Source organism: Aquimarina sp. KJ22-3 (assembly GCF_055808215.1).
The window spans coordinates 1,666,334-1,684,214 of the sequence record NZ_CM147859.1; the positions used below are offsets into that span (position 1 = coordinate 1,666,334).

Here is a 17,881-nt window from a genome sequence, read left to right on the forward strand (position 1 = left end):
TGTTTATTTTTTAAAGTATTTAAAAGGTACCACTAACATCCCAAAACATTCTCCTTTTTCCTTAAATCTATTTTTGTGATGGATTTTGTGAGCTCTTCTTACACCTTTGGCATACCAATGATTCGCATTTCTAAACATCTTGAAACGTTGGTGGATAAAAATGTCGTGTACCACAAAATAGGCAATACCATAAGCCAAAATTCCTAAACCAACAGGTATACCTATCCAATATGTTTCTGAGTCGTGAAATAGAATGTTAGACATGCTTACTACAGCATAAAAAACAAAGAAAAGATCATTACGTTCCCACCAGCTATCATGGTCTTTATGGTGATGATCTTTGTGCAAAATCCATAAAAAACCATGCATCACGTATTTGTGAGTGAACCAGGCCATAAACTCCATGATCGAAAATGTACCAAAAAAAACCAGTATTTGAATAAATAATTTCACAGTTCGAATGTTTTTACAAAAATACGTTTAAATTAAATTTAATCGGTAATCAAAATACGATTTGGCCAACAAACCAAGTTTTTGATAGTTGGGTACTCGTATACGGGTGTTTTTAATTTCTAAAGACGGAGTTTTCTTAAGTTTGTTCAATAATTTTCTGTAATAAATAAAAGCAGTATAGACACCAAATTTTGCTTCAACAGGAAGCTTTAAAATGCCTTTTAAACCTTTTTCGAAGTCTTCTTCAATCTCTTGAATGATTTTCAATTTTGAAGCTTCATCCAGTTGTCTTAAATCAGTATTCGGGAAGTATGTTCTGTTTAACTCTTCAAAATCGGCTTTTAGATCTCGTAAGAAATTTACTTTTTGAAAAGCCGATCCCAAGTGCATAGCGCTATCCTTAAGATCGTTGTATTTCTTTTCATCACCATTCACAAACACTTTTAGGCACATTAGTCCAACTACATCTGCAGAACCATAGATGTATTCTTTATATTCTGCATCGGTGAGATAATCTGTTTTATGAAGATCTAATCGCATGCTTTTCATGAATGCTTCATAAAGCTCCGGTTGTATATTGTATTGATGAACCGTTTTTTGAAAAGCATTAAGGATGGGGTTAAGACTTATTTTGTTTTCAATAGCCTTATACATCCCTTTCTCAAAGTCATTAAAAAGAACCTCTTTGTCATAATCATGAAAAGTATCTACAATTTCATCAGCAAATCTTACAAAACCATAGATGTTGTAAATATCTTGTCGTATGGATTCCGATAACATTTTGGATGCTAACGAGAACGAGGTACTGTAAGAATTGGTTACAATTTTACTGCAATCATAAGATACATTATCAAAAATAGCTTTCATAAGAGTCAGTTTAAGAAGGTTCTAAGTTTACGTATTGTTATGTTGGTTGTAGTTCTTTTGTCTGCTTGTATTGCTTTTGAATCAATCCAGCTACCAATTTTCCTGAAATCAATGATGGCGGTACTCCAGGTCCAGGCACGGTAAGCTGCCCGGTGAAAAATAGGTTATCGACTTTCTTACTTTTTAACTTAGGCCTTAAGAATGCTGTTTGTAGCAACGTATTGGCCATTCCGTATGCATTTCCTTTGTAAGAATGATATTCTTTAATAAAATCTTTTACACAAAAGCTCTCTTTAAAGATAATACTATTTTTAACATTTTGATTGGTAAGTGCTTCAAAACGAGTTATAATTTTTTCAAAATACAGTGCTCTAAGCTCCTCTGTATCTTCTATTCCCGGCGCCAAGGGAATTAAGAAAAAACCATTTTCCTTTCCTTCTGGAGCAGTACCAGGATCCGTAACAGAGGTGAAGTTGGCGTAAAAAAGAGGTTCTTCGGGCCACTTAGGATCATCATAAATGTCTCTAGCGTGTGCATTAAAATCTGTATCGAAAAATAGATTATGATGATGGATGTTGTTAAGTTTTTTGTCGAACCCTACATAAAAGAGTAGAGAAGAAGGAGCAAAAGTCTTTTTGTCCCAATATTTTTCTGAATATTGTCTATATTGAGGATCTAACAAAGATTCTCCGTGATGGTAATCAGCACCACATAATACAATATCAGCGGCTATCAATTCTGAATTTACTACGATTCCTTTAGTTTCACCTCCTTCAACAGTAATTTTTTCAACTTCAGCATTGGTATGAAAATCTACTCCGAGAGACTCGGCTAATCGTTTCATTCCTAAGATAACCTGATACATTCCTCCTTTTGGGTGCCAGGTGCCTAACCCAAAATCAGCATAATTCATAAAACTGTAAAAAGCAGGAGTGTCACTAGGTTTGGCTCCTAAGAAGAGAACAGGAAACTCAAGAATTTGTATCAATTTTTTATTAGTGAATTCTTTTTTAACCTCTTTGGAAATCGTGCTAAAAAATTGACTTACTCTTAGGATAGTCTCCTTGGTAACCAATTCTAAAGGGGATACGCCTGGACGATATACCAGATTTTTGATAGCAATATCATAATTCCTTCTGGCGGTATCTATAAACTTTTTGAGCTTGATCGAACTTCCTTTTTCCTCTTTTTCAAAAGCAGCATAAATCTTTTCTAGTGTATCTTCTATGATTATGCTTTCATGATTTTCAAAAAAACTTTGTAAGCAGGATTTAGTTTTTCTAAAGTATAATACTCAGATACTTGGCGCTCAAAGTCGTTAAAGAAACTTTCAAATACATCAGGCATCCAATACCAGGAAGGCCCTATATCAAAAGTAAATCCCTCTTTTTTTAATTGTCTCGCTCTACCTCCAACTGTAGCATTTTTTTCATAAATAGCTACATCATATCCCATTTGTGCAAGGTAGCATGATGCGGATAGGGAAGAAAACCCTGAGCCAATAATTACGACTTTTTTAGACATGTAATGTTAGTGGTATTAAAGTTCGGTTAATAAAGCGCTAATGGAGTCAAAATAGCGATGATTAGGTGCACTGCTCTTCGAAATGTGCATAATTTGCTTACCTAACATCCAAAACTCGCATTCCCTTTCCTTGCAAATCATTTCGTTAAAACTTTGGACATATTTTGATATTTGATCCTTTTCGGGTTTGATGGTGAAATAGGATACAAATACCGTGTTTTCATGAAATGTAAGCATATTTGGAAGGCTATCTAGAGGAATACTTGGACCTAGATAGATGGCTTTGTAACCATGTAGCAGGATTTCGTAATTGATATATAATAAGCCTAATTCGTGTATTTCATTTTCCGGTAAAAACAGAATAAAGGCTTTCTCTTTCTTTGTCGGTTTAGAGTATTGAAGCTTTTCAATATTCAACAAGAGTTTTTGCTTAATCAGATTGGTCACAAAATGCTCATGAGCCGGACTGATAGTGTCCGTTTGCCAAAGCAGACCAATCTCTTTTAGCAATGGAATAAATACATCAGTAAATATTTGTCTGAAGTTTCTTCTGCTTTCCAGTTGCTCGTATGTACCTAGAAAAAGTTCAAGATCAAAATTAAGCATAGCGATCTTGAATGAATTGATAGCTTGATTTTTTGTGCTATTATCAGAAACTATGCTCCTTACATATTCATTAATTTCTTCTTCATTCAATTTGGATATACGGGAGATCTTGTAACCGCTATTTACTAGATAAGTTACATTAAGTAGTTTTTGTAAGCTTTTTAGATTGTAGGTTCTTATATTGGTCTCTGTACGATCTGGAGAGAGTAAGTTGTATCTTTTTTCCCAAATACGTATCGTGTGAGCTTTAACCCCACAGAGGTTTTCAAGATCCTTGATACTAAATGTTTGTTTAATATTGTTCACCTTTTCCAAAAAATAGTTAAACAAACTTACTTAAAAGATTTCATATTTTTTTTCATTATTTGTTAAAAATGTAGAGTTTTTTGTTAAAATACCAGAATATTCTACGATTTCAGGAGAACAACTTTTGTATTATTTTAACAAATCGGAACGAAAAAAATCACATCTGGAGGTTTGGTGTTTTTTTAATAAAACCTTTTATTTTTTGGTTTTTGTCAATAAAAAAAGGTCTTTTTTTATGTTTTTTCTAGAAAATTGAAGCATAGTACAACTGACTGCATAATTTTGTATATTTAACAGTGACAATAAATATTAACTGAGTTTTAAGACTCTTAAAAACTATAACCATTTGCAAAATAAATTAATGTATATGAGAAAAATAGTTGTGTTTTGTGCGAGCTTAGTTTTTTTAGCTTCCTGTAAATCAAAAGAAAATTCTAGTAGCGATGTAGATTCTAATGCTTCAGGACAAGAATTAAAGGTATTTAAAGGTAAAGTGGTAGATGATAAAAGAAAAAGCGTAGAATATGCCGCAGTAAAGCTTTATCTGGATGATGATGATTGTATGAGTGCCTATACTGATGCCGAAGGCCGTTTCGAGTTCTCTGTAGACGAATTACGAGTAAAGGATCAAAGTCATTTCGAAATTGTCTACAAAGGATATTCGATAAATATGTTGTCTTTGCGGAATTTTAAAGAAAATCAATCTATCAAGTTAAGTAAAAAGGGAGATGTTATTCCTACAGCAGAATATCATGTTTTTTACGAAGACATCAAGAACTGCAATAATTAGTAGAAACCCGTTACGTTTTCGATTCGTTTTTTAAGATTTCAGCTTTGGTAGATAAGTGCCCAGAGCGGGAGTCGAACCCGCACGCCCTAATGGACACATGGCCCTCAACCATGCCTGTCTACCAATTCCAGCATCTGGGCAGTAATTTTTAGCAGAACAATATACTATAAAACTAAAAAAGTATCGTACTATATACGATACTTTTTAGTGACCAGGCTGGGGCTCGAACCCAGGACCCTCTCCTTAAAAGGGAGATGCTCTACCAACTGAGCTACCTGGTCATTTGTTGTTTTTTCTAGTATTTTACAGAACTATTCTTTGTGACTTGGCTGGGGCTCGAACCCAGGACCCTCTCCTTAAAAGGGAGATGCTCTACCAACTGAGCTACCAAGTCATAGCATTACACTATTTCCTGAATGCGGGTGCAAATATACTATCATTAATTTATTTTTCAAGAAGAAATTAATATAAATTTGCTTTTTGTTTAAAATGAATTTTTTTTCACCAATTAATAGGGGTATGATTTTAGTTTTAATAGGATATATGGGGAGTGGAAAATCCCTGATAGGCAATACGCTAGCCGAAAAAGTAGGGTATGATTATTTGGATTTGGATGCGTATATCGAAGAGCAAGAAAAAAACAATAAAAGATATTTTTCAGGACCATGGAGAGATATATTTTAGAAAAAAGGAAACAATTTACCTAAAAGAAGTACTTGCCAATTTTGAAAACACTGTGCTTGCTTTAGGAGGAGGGACTCCTTGTTTTGCAGGAAACCTAGAATTCATTCAACAAAAAAGTAACGCAACCACAGTATATCTACAGACATCTCTGGATGAACTAACGCAAAGATTGTATGCAGAAAAAGAGAAAAGACCTCTAATCGCACATCTAGAAAGTGATGAGGCGTTAAAAGATTTTATTCGGAAACATCTTTTCGAACGATCTTTTTATTACAATCAGTCCACCCATAAAGTAAACACTGATCAAAAGGACCCAGACGAAATTAGCAAAGAGATTCAGGAAGCTTTATTTTAAAATAGCAGAGTCTTCTTCTCCAAAAATGATTTCCACATGCTCATGTAAAGAAGTCGAGAGGGAAATTCCTTTAAAATCAGCTTTGATCGGATATTTTTTATGATTTCGATTCACAAGCACTGCTGTCTTGAATCGGGTAAGAGGCATATCCAAAAAGTGTTTTACCCCGTACATTAAGGCTGTTCCAGAATTCAATACATCATCGATGAGTACAAGAGATTTACCTTGATATTCTTCAGCAGAAAGAGAGGTGCTTACTGTATTTGTTGGATTTTTCTTGTCCATAGTCACTTTACAAAGCACTATGGTTAAGTCCGAAATATCTTCCAGTATTTCTTTTATTCTCTCTGCAAAAACATATCCGTTTTGAGCAATCCCAGCAATTACGATTTCTTTTTCGCCAACATTCGTTTCATAGATCTGATAAGCAATTCTCTTTATTTTATGCTGTATTTGCTCGTGAGTAAGGATGATGTTATTTTCGGTATTCATAAATAATCTTGTTGAAGATGATTGATGGGGTAAAGATAGACAATTGCTCCCAATCTAGAGAGGGTCTTTGGTCAATGATAAACAGATGTTATCCTATTCTTCTTCTGAATCAGAAGACTGATGATCATCGGTATCAATAAACCAATCATCAATATCTCTTCGGTCTTTTTTAGTTGGACGCCCAGTTCCTTTTTTTCGATAATAATCTTTAGAATATTTTAAAAGGTCTAATTTTTGCAACGCTTCGGTTGGAGTGATGTCTTTACGGTAGATATCAACTAATTTTGCGCCGATACGGCTATCAGGAGTATCTAAAACAACGAGTTCGTAGTTTATTTGGTTTTTTCTGACGGAAATTTTATCCATTGGATAGATTTCTCGAGAAGGTTTGATAAGATCTCCATTTACTCTTACCTTTCCTTCTTTACAGGCTTTGGTAGCGATACTTCTTGTTTTGAAGTATCGAATACACCATAAATATTTATCAACTCGCATAAAAAGTGTTTAAAATGCGTTTTATATTAAAAAATTGTAAAACAAAAGTACAAGAAAATCGTATCTTGCGCCTTCAAAAAAGTAATTCGATGAATATTAACAAATATGTTTTTGCTACCATTTTTACTTTGGTAGCTTTATTCGCTTGTAATAATGATGATGATGACCCCGATCTGGAAACGATTCCTATTCGGGATAGAGCAGAACAGCAAGCCAATGAAGATCCGATTATAAGAAGGTATTTAGAAACACATTTCTTTAGGTTAATAGACAATCCGGCTAATCCAGATTATCAGATTGTACAGTTGGATACCATCGCTGGAGCCAACAGTGGAGAACAAGCAATTATTGATTCAGAGTTTTTGGAAACTAGAACAATAACAAGAGAAGATCCTGTTACAGAAGAGAATATTGATTATACTCTATATATATTGAATCTGCGCGATGGAGCTCCAACAGAGAGAAAACCTCAATTTGCAGATTCAGCATTAGTCACCTTCAGAGGAGAGCAGTTTTATGAAAATCTGGATATGGATGGTGACGGTATTCCTGATGCTGCCGATGTTGATGCAGATGGAGATAATGTTGCTGACGAGATAGACGGAGTTACAAGAACGGATAGAGATAATGATGGTATCGCAGATGATAGTGATGCCGACGATGATGGTACCCCAGGAACTGATGCAGGAAAAGTAGATTCTGATGGTGATGGAATTATCGATGATAACGACCCAGTAGATAATAATGATCCAGATCGTAGAGTATTTGATAATGCAGTAACTCCTATTTGGTTTGATCTGGTTGGAGTTATAGATGGTTTCAGAGAGGCTACAACCGGTTTTAGTGGAGCTTCAGGAAGTATGATTAATGGAGATGGTACCATCGATTTTACGGATGATTTCGGGAATTTCACAGTATTTATTCCTTCTGGCTTAGCATATTTTGAAAACCCACCATTGGGAACTGGAATCGGAGCATATAAAGCGTTGATTTTTAATATTCAATTGTATGCTATCAATGAATCTGATCATGATAGAGATGGAATCCCTTCATATTTGGAGGACTTAGACAATGATAGATTGGTGTTGGATGCAGATGATAATACAGATGGTGATAATGCGGCCAATTATTTGGATACCGATGATGATGGCGATGGAACTCAAACCAGAGACGAAATTACGGTAAATGATGCCAACGGAGATGGATTCATTAGCTTGGATGAAATTACCTTTTATGATGATGATGGTGATGGAGTACAAAACCATCTTGATCCTGATGATAGAGATTCGAAAAATGACTAAATAAAAAAACTCCGGTAACATACCGGAGTTTTTTTATTCATAATTTTAAGGTCTTTACAAATCCAGAGAAAGCGCTAATATGAATTGATCAGGTCTAGAGTCAACACGAATGCTTTCGTCTATAGATTGTGCTCTATTTCTGCTTAATCCTCTTTCATATCGTACATCTGCATTTAGCCTCCCTAATTGAACCCCGGCACCAAATTGAACACCGACGGTGAATTCATTCTTTACATCTCCTAGTCGTACATCTTCCAGTTCGTTATCTACAATAAATTGCAATGCTGGTCCTCCAAATACATGAATTGGGCCTAAGATACGTGTTCCAAGTAAAATGGGTAAATCTATTTTTTTGATGTCGTAGTCCAGGCTTCTTCCATCCAGCTCATAGGTACTATTGTTTACCGTATATTGCAATTCTGGTCGTAAATAAAGGTTTTCGGTTAGATTTCCTCTTAAAAAAACACCAAAGTGGTATCCAACCCTATCATCAGCTCTTTCTGATAATACGTTGCTACCAGCATCGGCGAGATCTGAAATCTCAATTTTTCCATTGTCTCCGTAGTTAAGTCCAGCTTTTACACCAAAAGTGATTCCTTTTTGTTGTGCGGAAACTGTACAGATAGTGAATAACATTAAAAAAACAAGTGCATTTTTCATTGTGAATAAGTTTTAATTAATAATTGAATGATGATGTGAATTGGCTGGTATTGGTTAAACGGTTTTAATAATTGGTTTATTCTATAATCAAAAAGTTTGCCATAAAACAGTAATCTGGAGAATGTTTTTTCAAAAGCTGATATAAATGAAATGTCTTTATAAGAAAACCGCCTTTTGGACATTGTCAAAAGGCGGTTAGCTTTTAGGTATATAAAAATATTATTTTCTTTTGATAACCTTGTGTACAGCTTTGCTGATTGCATCGGCGTTAAGGCCGTATTTTTCCATAAGTTGATCAGGAGTACCACTTTCTCCAAAAGTGTCATTGGTAGCAATAAACTCTTGTGGTGTTGGGTGTTGTTGCGACAATACTCTGGCAACACTTTCTCCCAATCCACCAAGGTGATTATGCTCTTCTGCGGTAACTATGCTTCCTGTTTTCTTTACAGAATTTAATATAGCTTCATCATCAAGAGGTTTGATGGTATGGATATTAATTACTTCAGCACTAATACCTTCTTCATGCAGACTTTCTGCAGCTTGCAATGCTTCCCAAACCAAATGTCCAGTAGCTACAATGGTTACATCTGTACCTTCTTGTAAGGTCACTGCTTTACCAATTTCAAACTTCTGATCTTCTGCCGTAAAGTTTGCTACTTTTGGTCTTCCAAAACGCAAGTAAACAGGTCCTTGATGATCAGCTATAGCAATGGTTGCTGCTTTGGTTTGGTTGTAATCACAAGTATTGATTACGGTCATACCTGGTAGCATTTTCATCAAACCTATATCTTCAAGAATCTGGTGTGTAGCACCGTCTTCTCCTAGTGTTAAACCAGCATGAGAAGCACATATTTTTACATTCTTACCGCTGTAAGCAATGGATTGACGAATTTGGTCATAAACCCTACCTGTAGAAAAATTTGCAAAAGTTCCTGTAAATGGAATTTTACCTCCAACAGTTAATCCAGCAGCGATTCCCATCATGTTTGCTTCTGCAATTCCAACTTGAAAAAAACGTTCTGGGTTATTGGCTATAAAAGCATCCATTTTAAGAGATCCTATCAAGTCAGCACATAGCGCAACCACATTTTCGTTGGTTTTACCCAATTCTTCCAAACCTGCTCCAAAACCTGAACGTGTATCCTTTTTTCCTGTATCTATATATTTTTTCATCTGTTTATTTAATTTGGATGTATTAGTAATCGCCTAGAGTTTCAGGATTTTGAGCCAATCCGATTTCTAATTGTTCATCATTTGGAGCCTTTCCATGCCAAGCATGAGTATGCATCATAAAATCAACACCATTACCCATTACTGTGTAAAGAAGTACACAAACCGGTTTTCCTTTACCTGTTCTTGCTTTAGCTTCATTTAGGCCATCAATTACGGCTGTCATATTATTACCTTCTTTGATTTCCAAAACATCCCATCCAAATGCTTCGAACTTAGCTTTTAGACTTCCCATAGGTAATACATCATCTGTAGAACCATCGATTTGTTGTCCATTAAGATCTACAGTAGCGATAAGATTGTCGACTTTTTTGGCAGAAGCGTACATGATCGCTTCCCAGTTTTGACCTTCTTGTAATTCACCATCTCCGTGTAAACTAAACACCAAATGTTGATCGTTGTTTAATCTTTTGGCTTCGGCTGCACCTATGGCTACAGACATCCCTTGACCTAGTGATCCCGAGGCGATACGTATACCAGGTAGACCTTCATGTGTTGTTGGGTGACCTTGTAATCTACTGTCGATAAGTCTAAAAGTGTTCAATTCCTCAACAGGGAAGTATCCACTTCTTGCTAATACACTGTAATACACCGGTGAAATGTGTCCGTTAGATAGGAAGAACAGATCTTCTCCTATTCCGTCCATATCAAAATCATCTTTTCTTTCCATGATTTCTTGATACAGAGCTACAAAAAATTCGGTACATCCTAAAGAACCTCCTGGGTGACCTGAATTTACCTTATGCACCTGACGTAGAATATCTCTACGGACCTGTGTTGCAAAATCTTCTAGTTGTTTTGTTTTAGGCATTATAATGCTGATTTCTTGATAATAAAGCCCCAAAAATAAAGGTTTTGAATACGGCTACAAAATGTATACCTAGCTTTTAATTAAGAATTCGATGTTAATAACGAAAAGTTTTCGAAAACCAAGAGTTATGGATATGATTTTAGTTAGTTATCTTTGCGCTCTACGAAAATGAAGATATGCAATTTGACCTTTTATCCAAAGACCCTCAAAGCAAAGCAAGAGCAGGAAAAATAACAACAGATCATGGAGCTATAGAGACTCCAATTTTTATGCCTGTTGGGACTGTAGCTTCTGTAAAAGGAGTCCATCAGCGTGAGCTGAAAAATGATATCAATCCAGATATCATATTAGGGAATACCTATCACCTGTATTTACGTCCGCAAACTCCTATTTTGGAAAAAGCAGGAGGGTTACACAAGTTCATGAACTGGGACAGAAATATCTTAACCGATAGTGGAGGATACCAAGTGTATTCGCTTTCTGCTAATCGAAAAATCAAAGAAGAAGGAGTAAAGTTTAAATCCCATATTGACGGATCTTATCATGTCTTCACTCCAGAAAATGTAATGGAGATCCAACGTACCATTGGAGCAGATATTATCATGGCTTTTGATGAATGTACGCCATACCCTTGTGATTACCAGTATGCAAAGCGTAGTATGCACATGACACATCGATGGTTAGATCGCTGTATGCAACATTTAGAAAAAATTCCGGTTAAATATGGATATGATCAGGCTTTTTTTCCGATCGTACAGGGAAGTACTTATAAGGATCTAAGAAAACAGTCTGCAGAATATATAGCAAATGCTGGGGCGGTAGGTAATGCAATTGGTGGTTTGTCGGTAGGAGAACCCGCCGAAGAGATGTATGCGATGACCGAGGTGGTTACGGATATATTGCCAGAAGATAAACCCAGATATTTGATGGGAGTAGGAACTCCTATCAATATTTTAGAAAATATAGCTTTGGGAGTAGATATGTTCGACTGTGTGATGCCAACTCGTAATGGGCGTAATGGAATGTTGTTTACTGCCCATGGAACCATAAATATAAAGAATAAAAAGTGGGAAGATGATTTCTCACCAATTGATGAAATGGGGATAACATTTGTAGATACAGAATATTCGAAAGCATATTTACGTCACTTGTTTACAGTTAACGAAATGTTGGGAAGACAAATAGCTACCATTCATAATTTAGGATTTTATTTATGGTTGGTTAGAGAGGCAAGAAAACATATCTTAGCGGGAGATTTTTATTCCTGGAAAAATATGATGGTAAAACAAATGGATAAAAGATTATAGATTGAAAATACTAGACTGGTACATACTGAAAAGATATTTGGGGACATTTTTTACAATGATTTTATTGTTTATTCCAATAGGCATCATTGTTGATCTTTCAGAAAAAATAGATAATATGCTGGAGCATAAAGTTCCCGTTGAGGCAGTAATAGGATATTATCTTGATTTCATGGTGTATTTTGCCAATTTACTATTTCCATTATTTGTCTTTTTATCTGTTATCTGGTTCACTTCTAAGTTGGCCAACAAAACCGAAATCATTGCTTTTTTAAGTTCGGGAGTATCGTTTTGGCGATTTTTAAGACCATATATGATTGGTGCGGTAATTATCTGCCTGGGTGCTTTGGCAATGGGACTGTTTTTGGCGCCTAAAGCCAGTCAGGGATTTAATGAGTTTAAATATTCCTATCTTAAAAAAGGTCGAAAAGTTCAGGAGACCAAGAATGTATACAGACAACTTAACGATAGTATATTTTTGTATGCTAATAACTTTAAGCCTTTAGAAAAGTCGGCTACTAATTTTACTTTAGAATATTTCAACGGAAATGTGCTAGATACCAAGATTTCTGCAAAAAAAATTACTTTCAAGGACAGCATTTATGAACTTCGAGATTTTGTAAAACGTAAAGTGTTGGAAAACGAAGATATCCTGGAAAAAGCAATCAAGAAGGATACGGTGCTTCCTTTTAATATTGATGAATTTACTCCGGTAACTTATGTAGCAGAAACTTTAAATTATACAGAACTAAGTAAGTTTATTGAAAAAGAAAGCAAGCGAGGATCATCAGACATCAATCGATACAAAGTAGTGGCGTATAAAAGATGGAGTATCCCAGTGTCTGCGTTTATCTTGACGATTATAGGGGTAGCAGTATCCTCTATGAAAAGAAGAGGAGGTATGGGAGTTAACCTTGCTGTAGGAATATCACTAGCTTTTATATTCATCTTTTTTGATAAAGTATTGGGTACATTAGCCAATCAATCAGATTTTCCGCCGGTTATTGCGGTTTGGTTTCCGAATATATCTTTTGGGATTTTAGCAATTTACCTACTGTATAATGCCAAACGTTAAACTTCAAAATTATTTACATCTTCATTTTATAGTATTTGTCTGGGGCTTTACGGCAATCCTGGGAGAACTAATTTCTATAGAAGCGCTACCTCTGGTTTGGTATCGAATGCTTTTGGCTTCGGGGTTTATTTATTTGTATATCCGTTTTAAGAAAATTACGCTCCATATTTCAAGGAAGCTGTTTTTTACCCTGTTTTTTGCAGGTATTGTAATTGCCTTGCATTGGATTACTTTTTTTGCAGCAATCAAAGTTTCTAATGTCTCTATAACATTGGCAATGCTGTCAACAGGAGCTTTTTTTACATCTATTTTAGAACCTATATTTTACAAAAGAAAAGTGATCTGGTACGAAGTCCTTTTTGGCCTTCTGGTCATTTTAGGGCTCTATATCATATTTCAAGTAGAAGGAGATTATTTTTTAGGGATTCTATATGCCTTATGTTCGGCTTTTCTATCTTCAGTGTTTTCAGTGATCAATGGAAAAGTAGCACAGCAGTACAATCCCTCAATGATTTCGTTTTATGAATTGCTAAGTGGTGTAGGGGTAATCACTTTGTATTTGTTGTTTCTCACGATGTTTGGGAGCCAAACTGAAGGATTTACTGTTTCCTTTTTTCAGCTTTCTTTATCCGATTGGACGTATATGCTTATTCTTGCTTCTATATGTACAGCCTATGCTTTTATTGGTTCTGTACAGGTGATGAAATATTTGAGTCCTTATACGGTAATGCTTACCATCAATTTGGAACCTGTGTATGGAATCATGTTGGCGGTGGTGATTTTTGGAGAATCCGAAAAAATGAGTCCCCAGTTTTACTACGGTGCGCTTATTATTTTGAGTACGGTAATCCTCAACGGAATCCTTAAAAATGCTAAAAAAAGAAAAAGTACTTCAACTTTAGGTAACATTACGAAGTAAAGTTTTTATATTTGTCAGCTAACCCTAGTTAACATAAATTATATTCTTGATTATGGAATATTTAGAATTTGAACTCCCCATAAAAGAGCTTGAAGAACAGTTTGAAAAAGCTTGCGCCATAGGCGAGGAAAGCGAAGTGGATGTTACTGATACCTGCAAGCAGATAGAAAAGAAACTACAAGAGACAAAAAAAGATATATACAAAAATTTAACTCCGTGGCAACGGGTGCAACTTTCAAGACATCCTTCCAGACCATATACATTGGATTATGTGGATGCCATTTGTGGAGAGTCTTTTTTGGAACTACACGGTGATAGAACAGTAAAGGATGATAAAGCGATGATCGGCGGTTTAGGAAAAATCGGAGATCAGAGTTTTATGTTTGTTGGTCAACAAAAAGGATATAATACCAAGACCAGACAGTATCGTAACTTTGGTATGGCTAATCCAGAAGGCTACCGAAAAGCACTACGATTGATGAAGAGTGCCGAAAAATTTAATATCCCTGTAGTGTGTTTTGTAGATACACCAGGTGCTTATCCAGGACTGGAAGCAGAAGAAAGAGGACAAGGAGAAGCCATTGCTCGTAATATTTTGGAAATGACTCGCCTTAAAGTACCTATTATCGTTGTGATTATTGGAGAAGGAGCCAGCGGTGGAGCCTTAGGTATAGGAGTAGGAGATAAAGTGTTGATGTTAGAAAACACTTGGTATTCGGTAATTTCTCCAGAATCTTGTTCTTCAATTTTATGGCGTAGTTGGGAATTTAAAGAGCAAGCTGCAGAAGCCTTAAAGCTTACTGCTACCGACATGAAGAAACAGAAGTTAATCGATGAAATTGTGAAGGAACCTTTAGGAGGTGCACATAGTGATCGAGAAAAAATATTCAAAACAGTAAGAGACAAAATTTTGTCATCATACGAAGAACTAAAAAACTTATCACCAGAAGATTTGGTCGAAAAACGTATGGACAAATATGCAAATATGGGAGTCTTTAAAGGTTAGACCCCAAAAAATCACTTATTACCTAAATCTGAAGTTTTATACTTCAGATTTTTTTATGCTTATTAACAATAAAATTTACTTATTAACAGTTCATTTGTTGAAGAACAGTGGACATTCGTATCTTTGTAATTGGGTATATCTCTTTACAATTTTTTTACATTCGTGGTTATGGAAAAAGTACAGCAGTTGCAACAAGCTGGTTACGGAAAGGGGAACGTAATCGCACTTGAGAAAGGTAAAATCCCGCCTCAAGCCGTTGATTTAGAGGAAGTTGTGCTCGGAGCAATGATGATCGACAAAAAGGGGGTTGACGAAATAATCGATATACTGAATCCTGATGTCTTTTATCGCGAAGCGCATCAATACATATTTGAGTCCATCTATAAACTCTTCGAAAATTCGGAACCTATTGACTTATTAACGGTTTCGAGCCAATTAAAGAAGGACGGAAGGCTTGAATTGGCAGGTGGGGACTATTATTTGATACAATTGACTCAAAAAGTCGCTTCTTCTGCACATATCGAGTTTCATGCTCGTATTATTTTACAAAAGTATATTCAGCGTAGTCTGATCAAAATATCTAATGAAATTATTGAGGAGTCGTATGACGAAACTACAGATGTTTTTGATCTTTTGGACATGGCCGAATCCAAATTATATGAGGTTACTCAAGGAAATATAAAGCGATCAACCGAAACTGCTCAAAGTTTGGTGATCCAGGCAAAAAAGAAGATACAGGAAATATCAAACAAAGAAGGTTTAAGTGGAATCCCGTCTGGTTTTGATAAGCTAGACAAACTAACTTCGGGTTGGCAGCCCAGTGATTTGATTATTGTGGCTGCCCGCCCTGGTATGGGGAAAACGGCACTTACGCTTTCGATGGCTAGAAACATGGCCGTTGGGCAAAATATTCCGGTAGCGTTCTTTTCTTTGGAGATGTCCTCGGTACAGTTAATTACGCGTTTGATATCTTCAGAAACAGGATTGTCTTCAGAAAAGTTACGTACGGGTAAATTAGAAAAACACGAGTGGGAACAATTAAATGTTAAAGTAAAGGACCTAGAAAAAGCTCCTTTGTTTATTGATGATACTCCTTCCTTATCCATTTTTGACCTTAGAGCAAAAGCGCGTCGTTTGTCTTCTCAACATGGGATACGAATGATCGTAATAGATTATTTGCAGTTAATGACGGCAGGGGGAACCGGTAAAAATGGTAACCGTGAACAAGAGATCTCTACCATCTCTCGTAACCTGAAAGCCTTGGCCAAAGAATTAGACGTTCCTGTAATCGCGCTATCCCAGCTTTCTCGTGCGGTAGAAACCAGGGGAGGTAGTAAAAGACCACTTCTTAGTGATCTTCGTGAATCGGGAGCGATCGAGCAGGATGCGGATATTGTAGCTTTCATTTACCGACCAGAATATTATAAAATTGATGAGTGGGATGACGAAGAAAGATCACCGACTCAAGGACAGGGAGAATTTATCGTCGCCAAGCACCGTAATGGTGGACTTGAGAATATTAGGTTAAAATTCATTGGTCACTTAGGTAAATTTGATAACTTAGATGATTTTAGTACTCCTTTTGAATTTCATTCAAAGATGAATGACGAAAAAGAAGAAGATCCATTTAGCACTAGTCATTTGCCAAGTGCTGATGAAGCCTTCGGGGGGAGCATAAATGATTCTGATAATGATGATGAAGTACCGTTCTAAAAAAACAATTGTATCCAGAAAATTAAAAAATAGTATCCTTCTCATAGTAGTTTTGCTATGCGTAATACCTTCTTATGCATCTTATGTTTTAATACCTATGGATGCCGATGGTCAACAAAATCATTTAAAGGCCTATGGGATTACCTATTGGACATTAAGTAGGGATCTTAAGGTAAAATGGTTATTGAATTATCGAGGAGGTTCTTTTCTTTTACCGGATACCGAAGCCATAAAAAAAGAATGTACTATTCGTGGGGTAACCTATGAAGTGTTAAGTGATGGTGAAACCGAAGAGATTCTGACCGAGATCGCCAGTCCTTCACAAAATATGGATGCCGTGGTATTAGAAAAAGCGCCAAAAATTGCGGTATACTCTCCGAAAGGAAATCAGCCTTGGGATGATGCAGTAACTATGGTGCTTACCTTTGCCGAAATTCCCTACAAAACCATTTATGATAAAGAGGTATTAGAAGATAATCTAATTCTATATGATTGGTTGCACCTTCATCATGAAGATTTTACGGGACAATACGGGAAGTTTTATGCCACGTATAGAGCTTTTCCATGGTATATAAAAGAAAAGGCTGAAGCAGAAAAATTGGCGAAATCTTTGGGCTATGATAAGGTGTCCGAGGAAAAATTAGCAGTTGCTCTCAAAATTAGAGATTATGTAGTAGGTGGTGGGTTCATGTTTGCAATGTGCAGTGCTACTGATAGTTTTGAAATTGCGCTTTCTGCAGAAAACGTAGATATCTGCGAGCCGATGTTTGATGGAGATCCTAGCGAGCCTGGCTATCAATCAAAAATTGATTATAGCAAGACCTTTGCGTTTAAGAACTTTACACTAGAGCGCAGTCCCAATGTATATGAGTTCTCTTCGATAGATATGACGCGTAAACGTCGTATTTCTAAAACCACAGATTATTTCACATTGATGGATTTTTCTGCCAAATGGGATCCTATTCCCACTATGTTATGTCAAAATCATACCGCATTGGTTAAAGGGTTTATGGGGCAAACAACTGCCTATAACCCTAATGAAATTAAATCCAATGTGTTGATTCTGGGTGAAAATAAGACCAATGGCGAAGCTCGATATATTCATGGGATAAAAGGAAAAGGCTTCTTTACTTTTTACGGAGGTCATGATCCAGAAGATTATACACACCGTGTTGGAGATCCAAAGACAGAGCTTGAGCTACATCCCAATTCTCCAGGTTATCGCTTGATATTAAACAATGTTCTTTTTCCGGCAGCAAAAAAGAAAAAGCAGAAGACCTAAACGTTTTT

General features: G+C 36.0%; 16 protein-coding genes, 3 tRNA genes and 2 pseudogenes. 9 read left to right on the plus strand and 12 right to left on the minus strand.

What is annotated here, in order from left to right:
• Positions 1-3: 3 nt before the first annotated feature.
• From AC0L3Q_RS07270 to AC0L3Q_RS07285, 4 genes and pseudogenes are all read right to left on the minus strand, one after another.
• Positions 4-405, minus strand: a complete 402-nt coding sequence (locus tag AC0L3Q_RS07270) for a sterol desaturase family protein (protein ID WP_473286910.1) — start codon at positions 403-405, stop codon at positions 4-6.
• 75 nt (positions 406-480) lie between these two features.
• A complete protein-coding gene (locus tag AC0L3Q_RS07275) occupies positions 481-1,320 on the minus strand; it encodes a phytoene/squalene synthase family protein (RefSeq protein ID WP_473285962.1) in 840 nt (279 codons plus the stop codon).
• 37 nt (positions 1,321-1,357) lie between these two features.
• Positions 1,358-2,844, minus strand: a pseudogene (locus AC0L3Q_RS07280) (phytoene desaturase family protein).
• A gap of 15 nt (positions 2,845-2,859) precedes the next feature.
• A complete protein-coding gene (locus tag AC0L3Q_RS07285) occupies positions 2,860-3,756 on the minus strand; it encodes a MerR family transcriptional regulator (protein WP_473285963.1) in 897 nt (298 codons plus the stop codon).
• A gap of 367 nt (positions 3,757-4,123) precedes the next feature.
• Between AC0L3Q_RS07285 and AC0L3Q_RS07290 the strand changes: the two genes are divergently transcribed.
• A complete protein-coding gene (locus AC0L3Q_RS07290) occupies positions 4,124-4,546 on the plus strand; it encodes a hypothetical protein (protein WP_473285964.1) in 423 nt (140 codons plus the stop codon).
• A gap of 56 nt (positions 4,547-4,602) precedes the next feature.
• On the opposite strand, the gene AC0L3Q_RS07295 is transcribed toward AC0L3Q_RS07290, so the two are convergent.
• The 3 genes from AC0L3Q_RS07295 to AC0L3Q_RS07305 form a co-directional block, all read right to left on the minus strand.
• Positions 4,603-4,686: transfer RNA gene (locus AC0L3Q_RS07295), tRNA-Leu, on the minus strand.
• A 68-nt stretch (positions 4,687-4,754) separates the two neighbouring features.
• Positions 4,755-4,827 (minus strand) — tRNA-Lys (locus AC0L3Q_RS07300).
• A 40-nt stretch (positions 4,828-4,867) separates the two neighbouring features.
• A tRNA-Lys gene (locus AC0L3Q_RS07305) sits at positions 4,868-4,940 on the minus strand.
• A gap of 149 nt (positions 4,941-5,089) precedes the next feature.
• On the opposite strand from AC0L3Q_RS07305, the pseudogene AC0L3Q_RS07310 reads away from it, so the two are divergent.
• Positions 5,090-5,585 (plus strand): annotated as a pseudogene (locus AC0L3Q_RS07310) (shikimate kinase).
• On the opposite strand, the gene AC0L3Q_RS07315 reads toward AC0L3Q_RS07310, so the two are convergent.
• Both AC0L3Q_RS07315 and AC0L3Q_RS07320 read right to left on the minus strand, forming a co-directional pair.
• Entirely contained in the window at positions 5,577-6,077 is a 501-nt protein-coding gene (locus AC0L3Q_RS07315; protein ID WP_473285965.1) for a phosphoribosyltransferase family protein, read from the minus strand. The pseudogene AC0L3Q_RS07310 and the gene AC0L3Q_RS07315 sit on opposite strands and share 9 nt — an antisense overlap.
• 93 nt (positions 6,078-6,170) lie before the next feature.
• Positions 6,171-6,572, minus strand: a complete 402-nt coding sequence (locus tag AC0L3Q_RS07320; protein ID WP_473285966.1) for an RNA-binding S4 domain-containing protein — start codon at positions 6,570-6,572, stop codon at positions 6,171-6,173.
• A gap of 89 nt (positions 6,573-6,661) precedes the next feature.
• On the opposite strand from AC0L3Q_RS07320, the gene AC0L3Q_RS07325 reads away from it, so the two are divergent.
• Positions 6,662-7,873, plus strand: a complete 1,212-nt coding sequence (locus AC0L3Q_RS07325; RefSeq protein ID WP_473285967.1) for an FKBP-type peptidyl-prolyl cis-trans isomerase — start codon at positions 6,662-6,664, stop codon at positions 7,871-7,873.
• A 54-nt stretch (positions 7,874-7,927) separates the two neighbouring features.
• Here AC0L3Q_RS07325 and AC0L3Q_RS07330 read toward each other — a convergent pair whose 3' ends face one another.
• The 3 genes from AC0L3Q_RS07330 to AC0L3Q_RS07340 form a co-directional block, all read right to left on the minus strand.
• Positions 7,928-8,533: a porin family protein gene (locus AC0L3Q_RS07330; RefSeq protein ID WP_473285968.1), complete on the minus strand. Its 606-nt coding sequence runs from the start codon at positions 8,531-8,533 to the stop codon at positions 7,928-7,930.
• A gap of 219 nt (positions 8,534-8,752) precedes the next feature.
• Positions 8,753-9,706, minus strand: a complete 954-nt coding sequence (locus tag AC0L3Q_RS07335; RefSeq protein ID WP_473285969.1) for a transketolase family protein — start codon at positions 9,704-9,706, stop codon at positions 8,753-8,755.
• A 22-nt stretch (positions 9,707-9,728) separates the two neighbouring features.
• Positions 9,729-10,574 (minus strand): transketolase, encoded by an 846-nt coding sequence (locus AC0L3Q_RS07340; RefSeq protein WP_073315134.1) that lies wholly within the window; start codon positions 10,572-10,574, stop codon positions 9,729-9,731.
• 176 nt (positions 10,575-10,750) lie between these two features.
• On the opposite strand from AC0L3Q_RS07340, the gene tgt reads away from it, so the two are divergent.
• The 6 genes from tgt (at position 10,751) to AC0L3Q_RS07370 (ending at position 17,873) form a co-directional block, all read left to right on the plus strand.
• The gene (tgt, locus tag AC0L3Q_RS07345; RefSeq protein WP_473285970.1) at positions 10,751-11,881 is read left to right on the plus strand and encodes a tRNA guanosine(34) transglycosylase Tgt; all 1,131 of its coding nucleotides are present in this window, start codon (positions 10,751-10,753) and stop codon (positions 11,879-11,881) included.
• Position 11,882: 1 nt separating this feature from the next.
• Positions 11,883-12,953: an LptF/LptG family permease gene (locus AC0L3Q_RS07350; protein WP_473285971.1), complete on the plus strand. Its 1,071-nt coding sequence runs from the start codon at positions 11,883-11,885 to the stop codon at positions 12,951-12,953.
• Positions 12,940-13,872: a DMT family transporter gene (locus AC0L3Q_RS07355; protein ID WP_473285972.1), complete on the plus strand. Its 933-nt coding sequence runs from the start codon at positions 12,940-12,942 to the stop codon at positions 13,870-13,872. The genes AC0L3Q_RS07350 and AC0L3Q_RS07355 overlap by 14 nt, the downstream gene beginning before the upstream one ends.
• Positions 13,873-13,924: 52 nt before the next feature.
• A complete protein-coding gene (locus tag AC0L3Q_RS07360; protein WP_473285973.1) occupies positions 13,925-14,878 on the plus strand; it encodes an acetyl-CoA carboxylase carboxyltransferase subunit alpha in 954 nt (317 codons plus the stop codon).
• 168 nt (positions 14,879-15,046) lie between these two features.
• Complete coding sequence (gene dnaB, locus AC0L3Q_RS07365; protein WP_473285974.1) at positions 15,047-16,591, plus strand: replicative DNA helicase; 1,545 nt, start codon at positions 15,047-15,049, stop codon at positions 16,589-16,591.
• Positions 16,592-16,688: 97 nt separating this feature from the next.
• Entirely contained in the window at positions 16,689-17,873 is a 1,185-nt protein-coding gene (locus AC0L3Q_RS07370) for an asparagine synthetase B (RefSeq protein ID WP_073315367.1), read from the plus strand.
• Positions 17,874-17,881 lie beyond the last annotated feature (8 nt).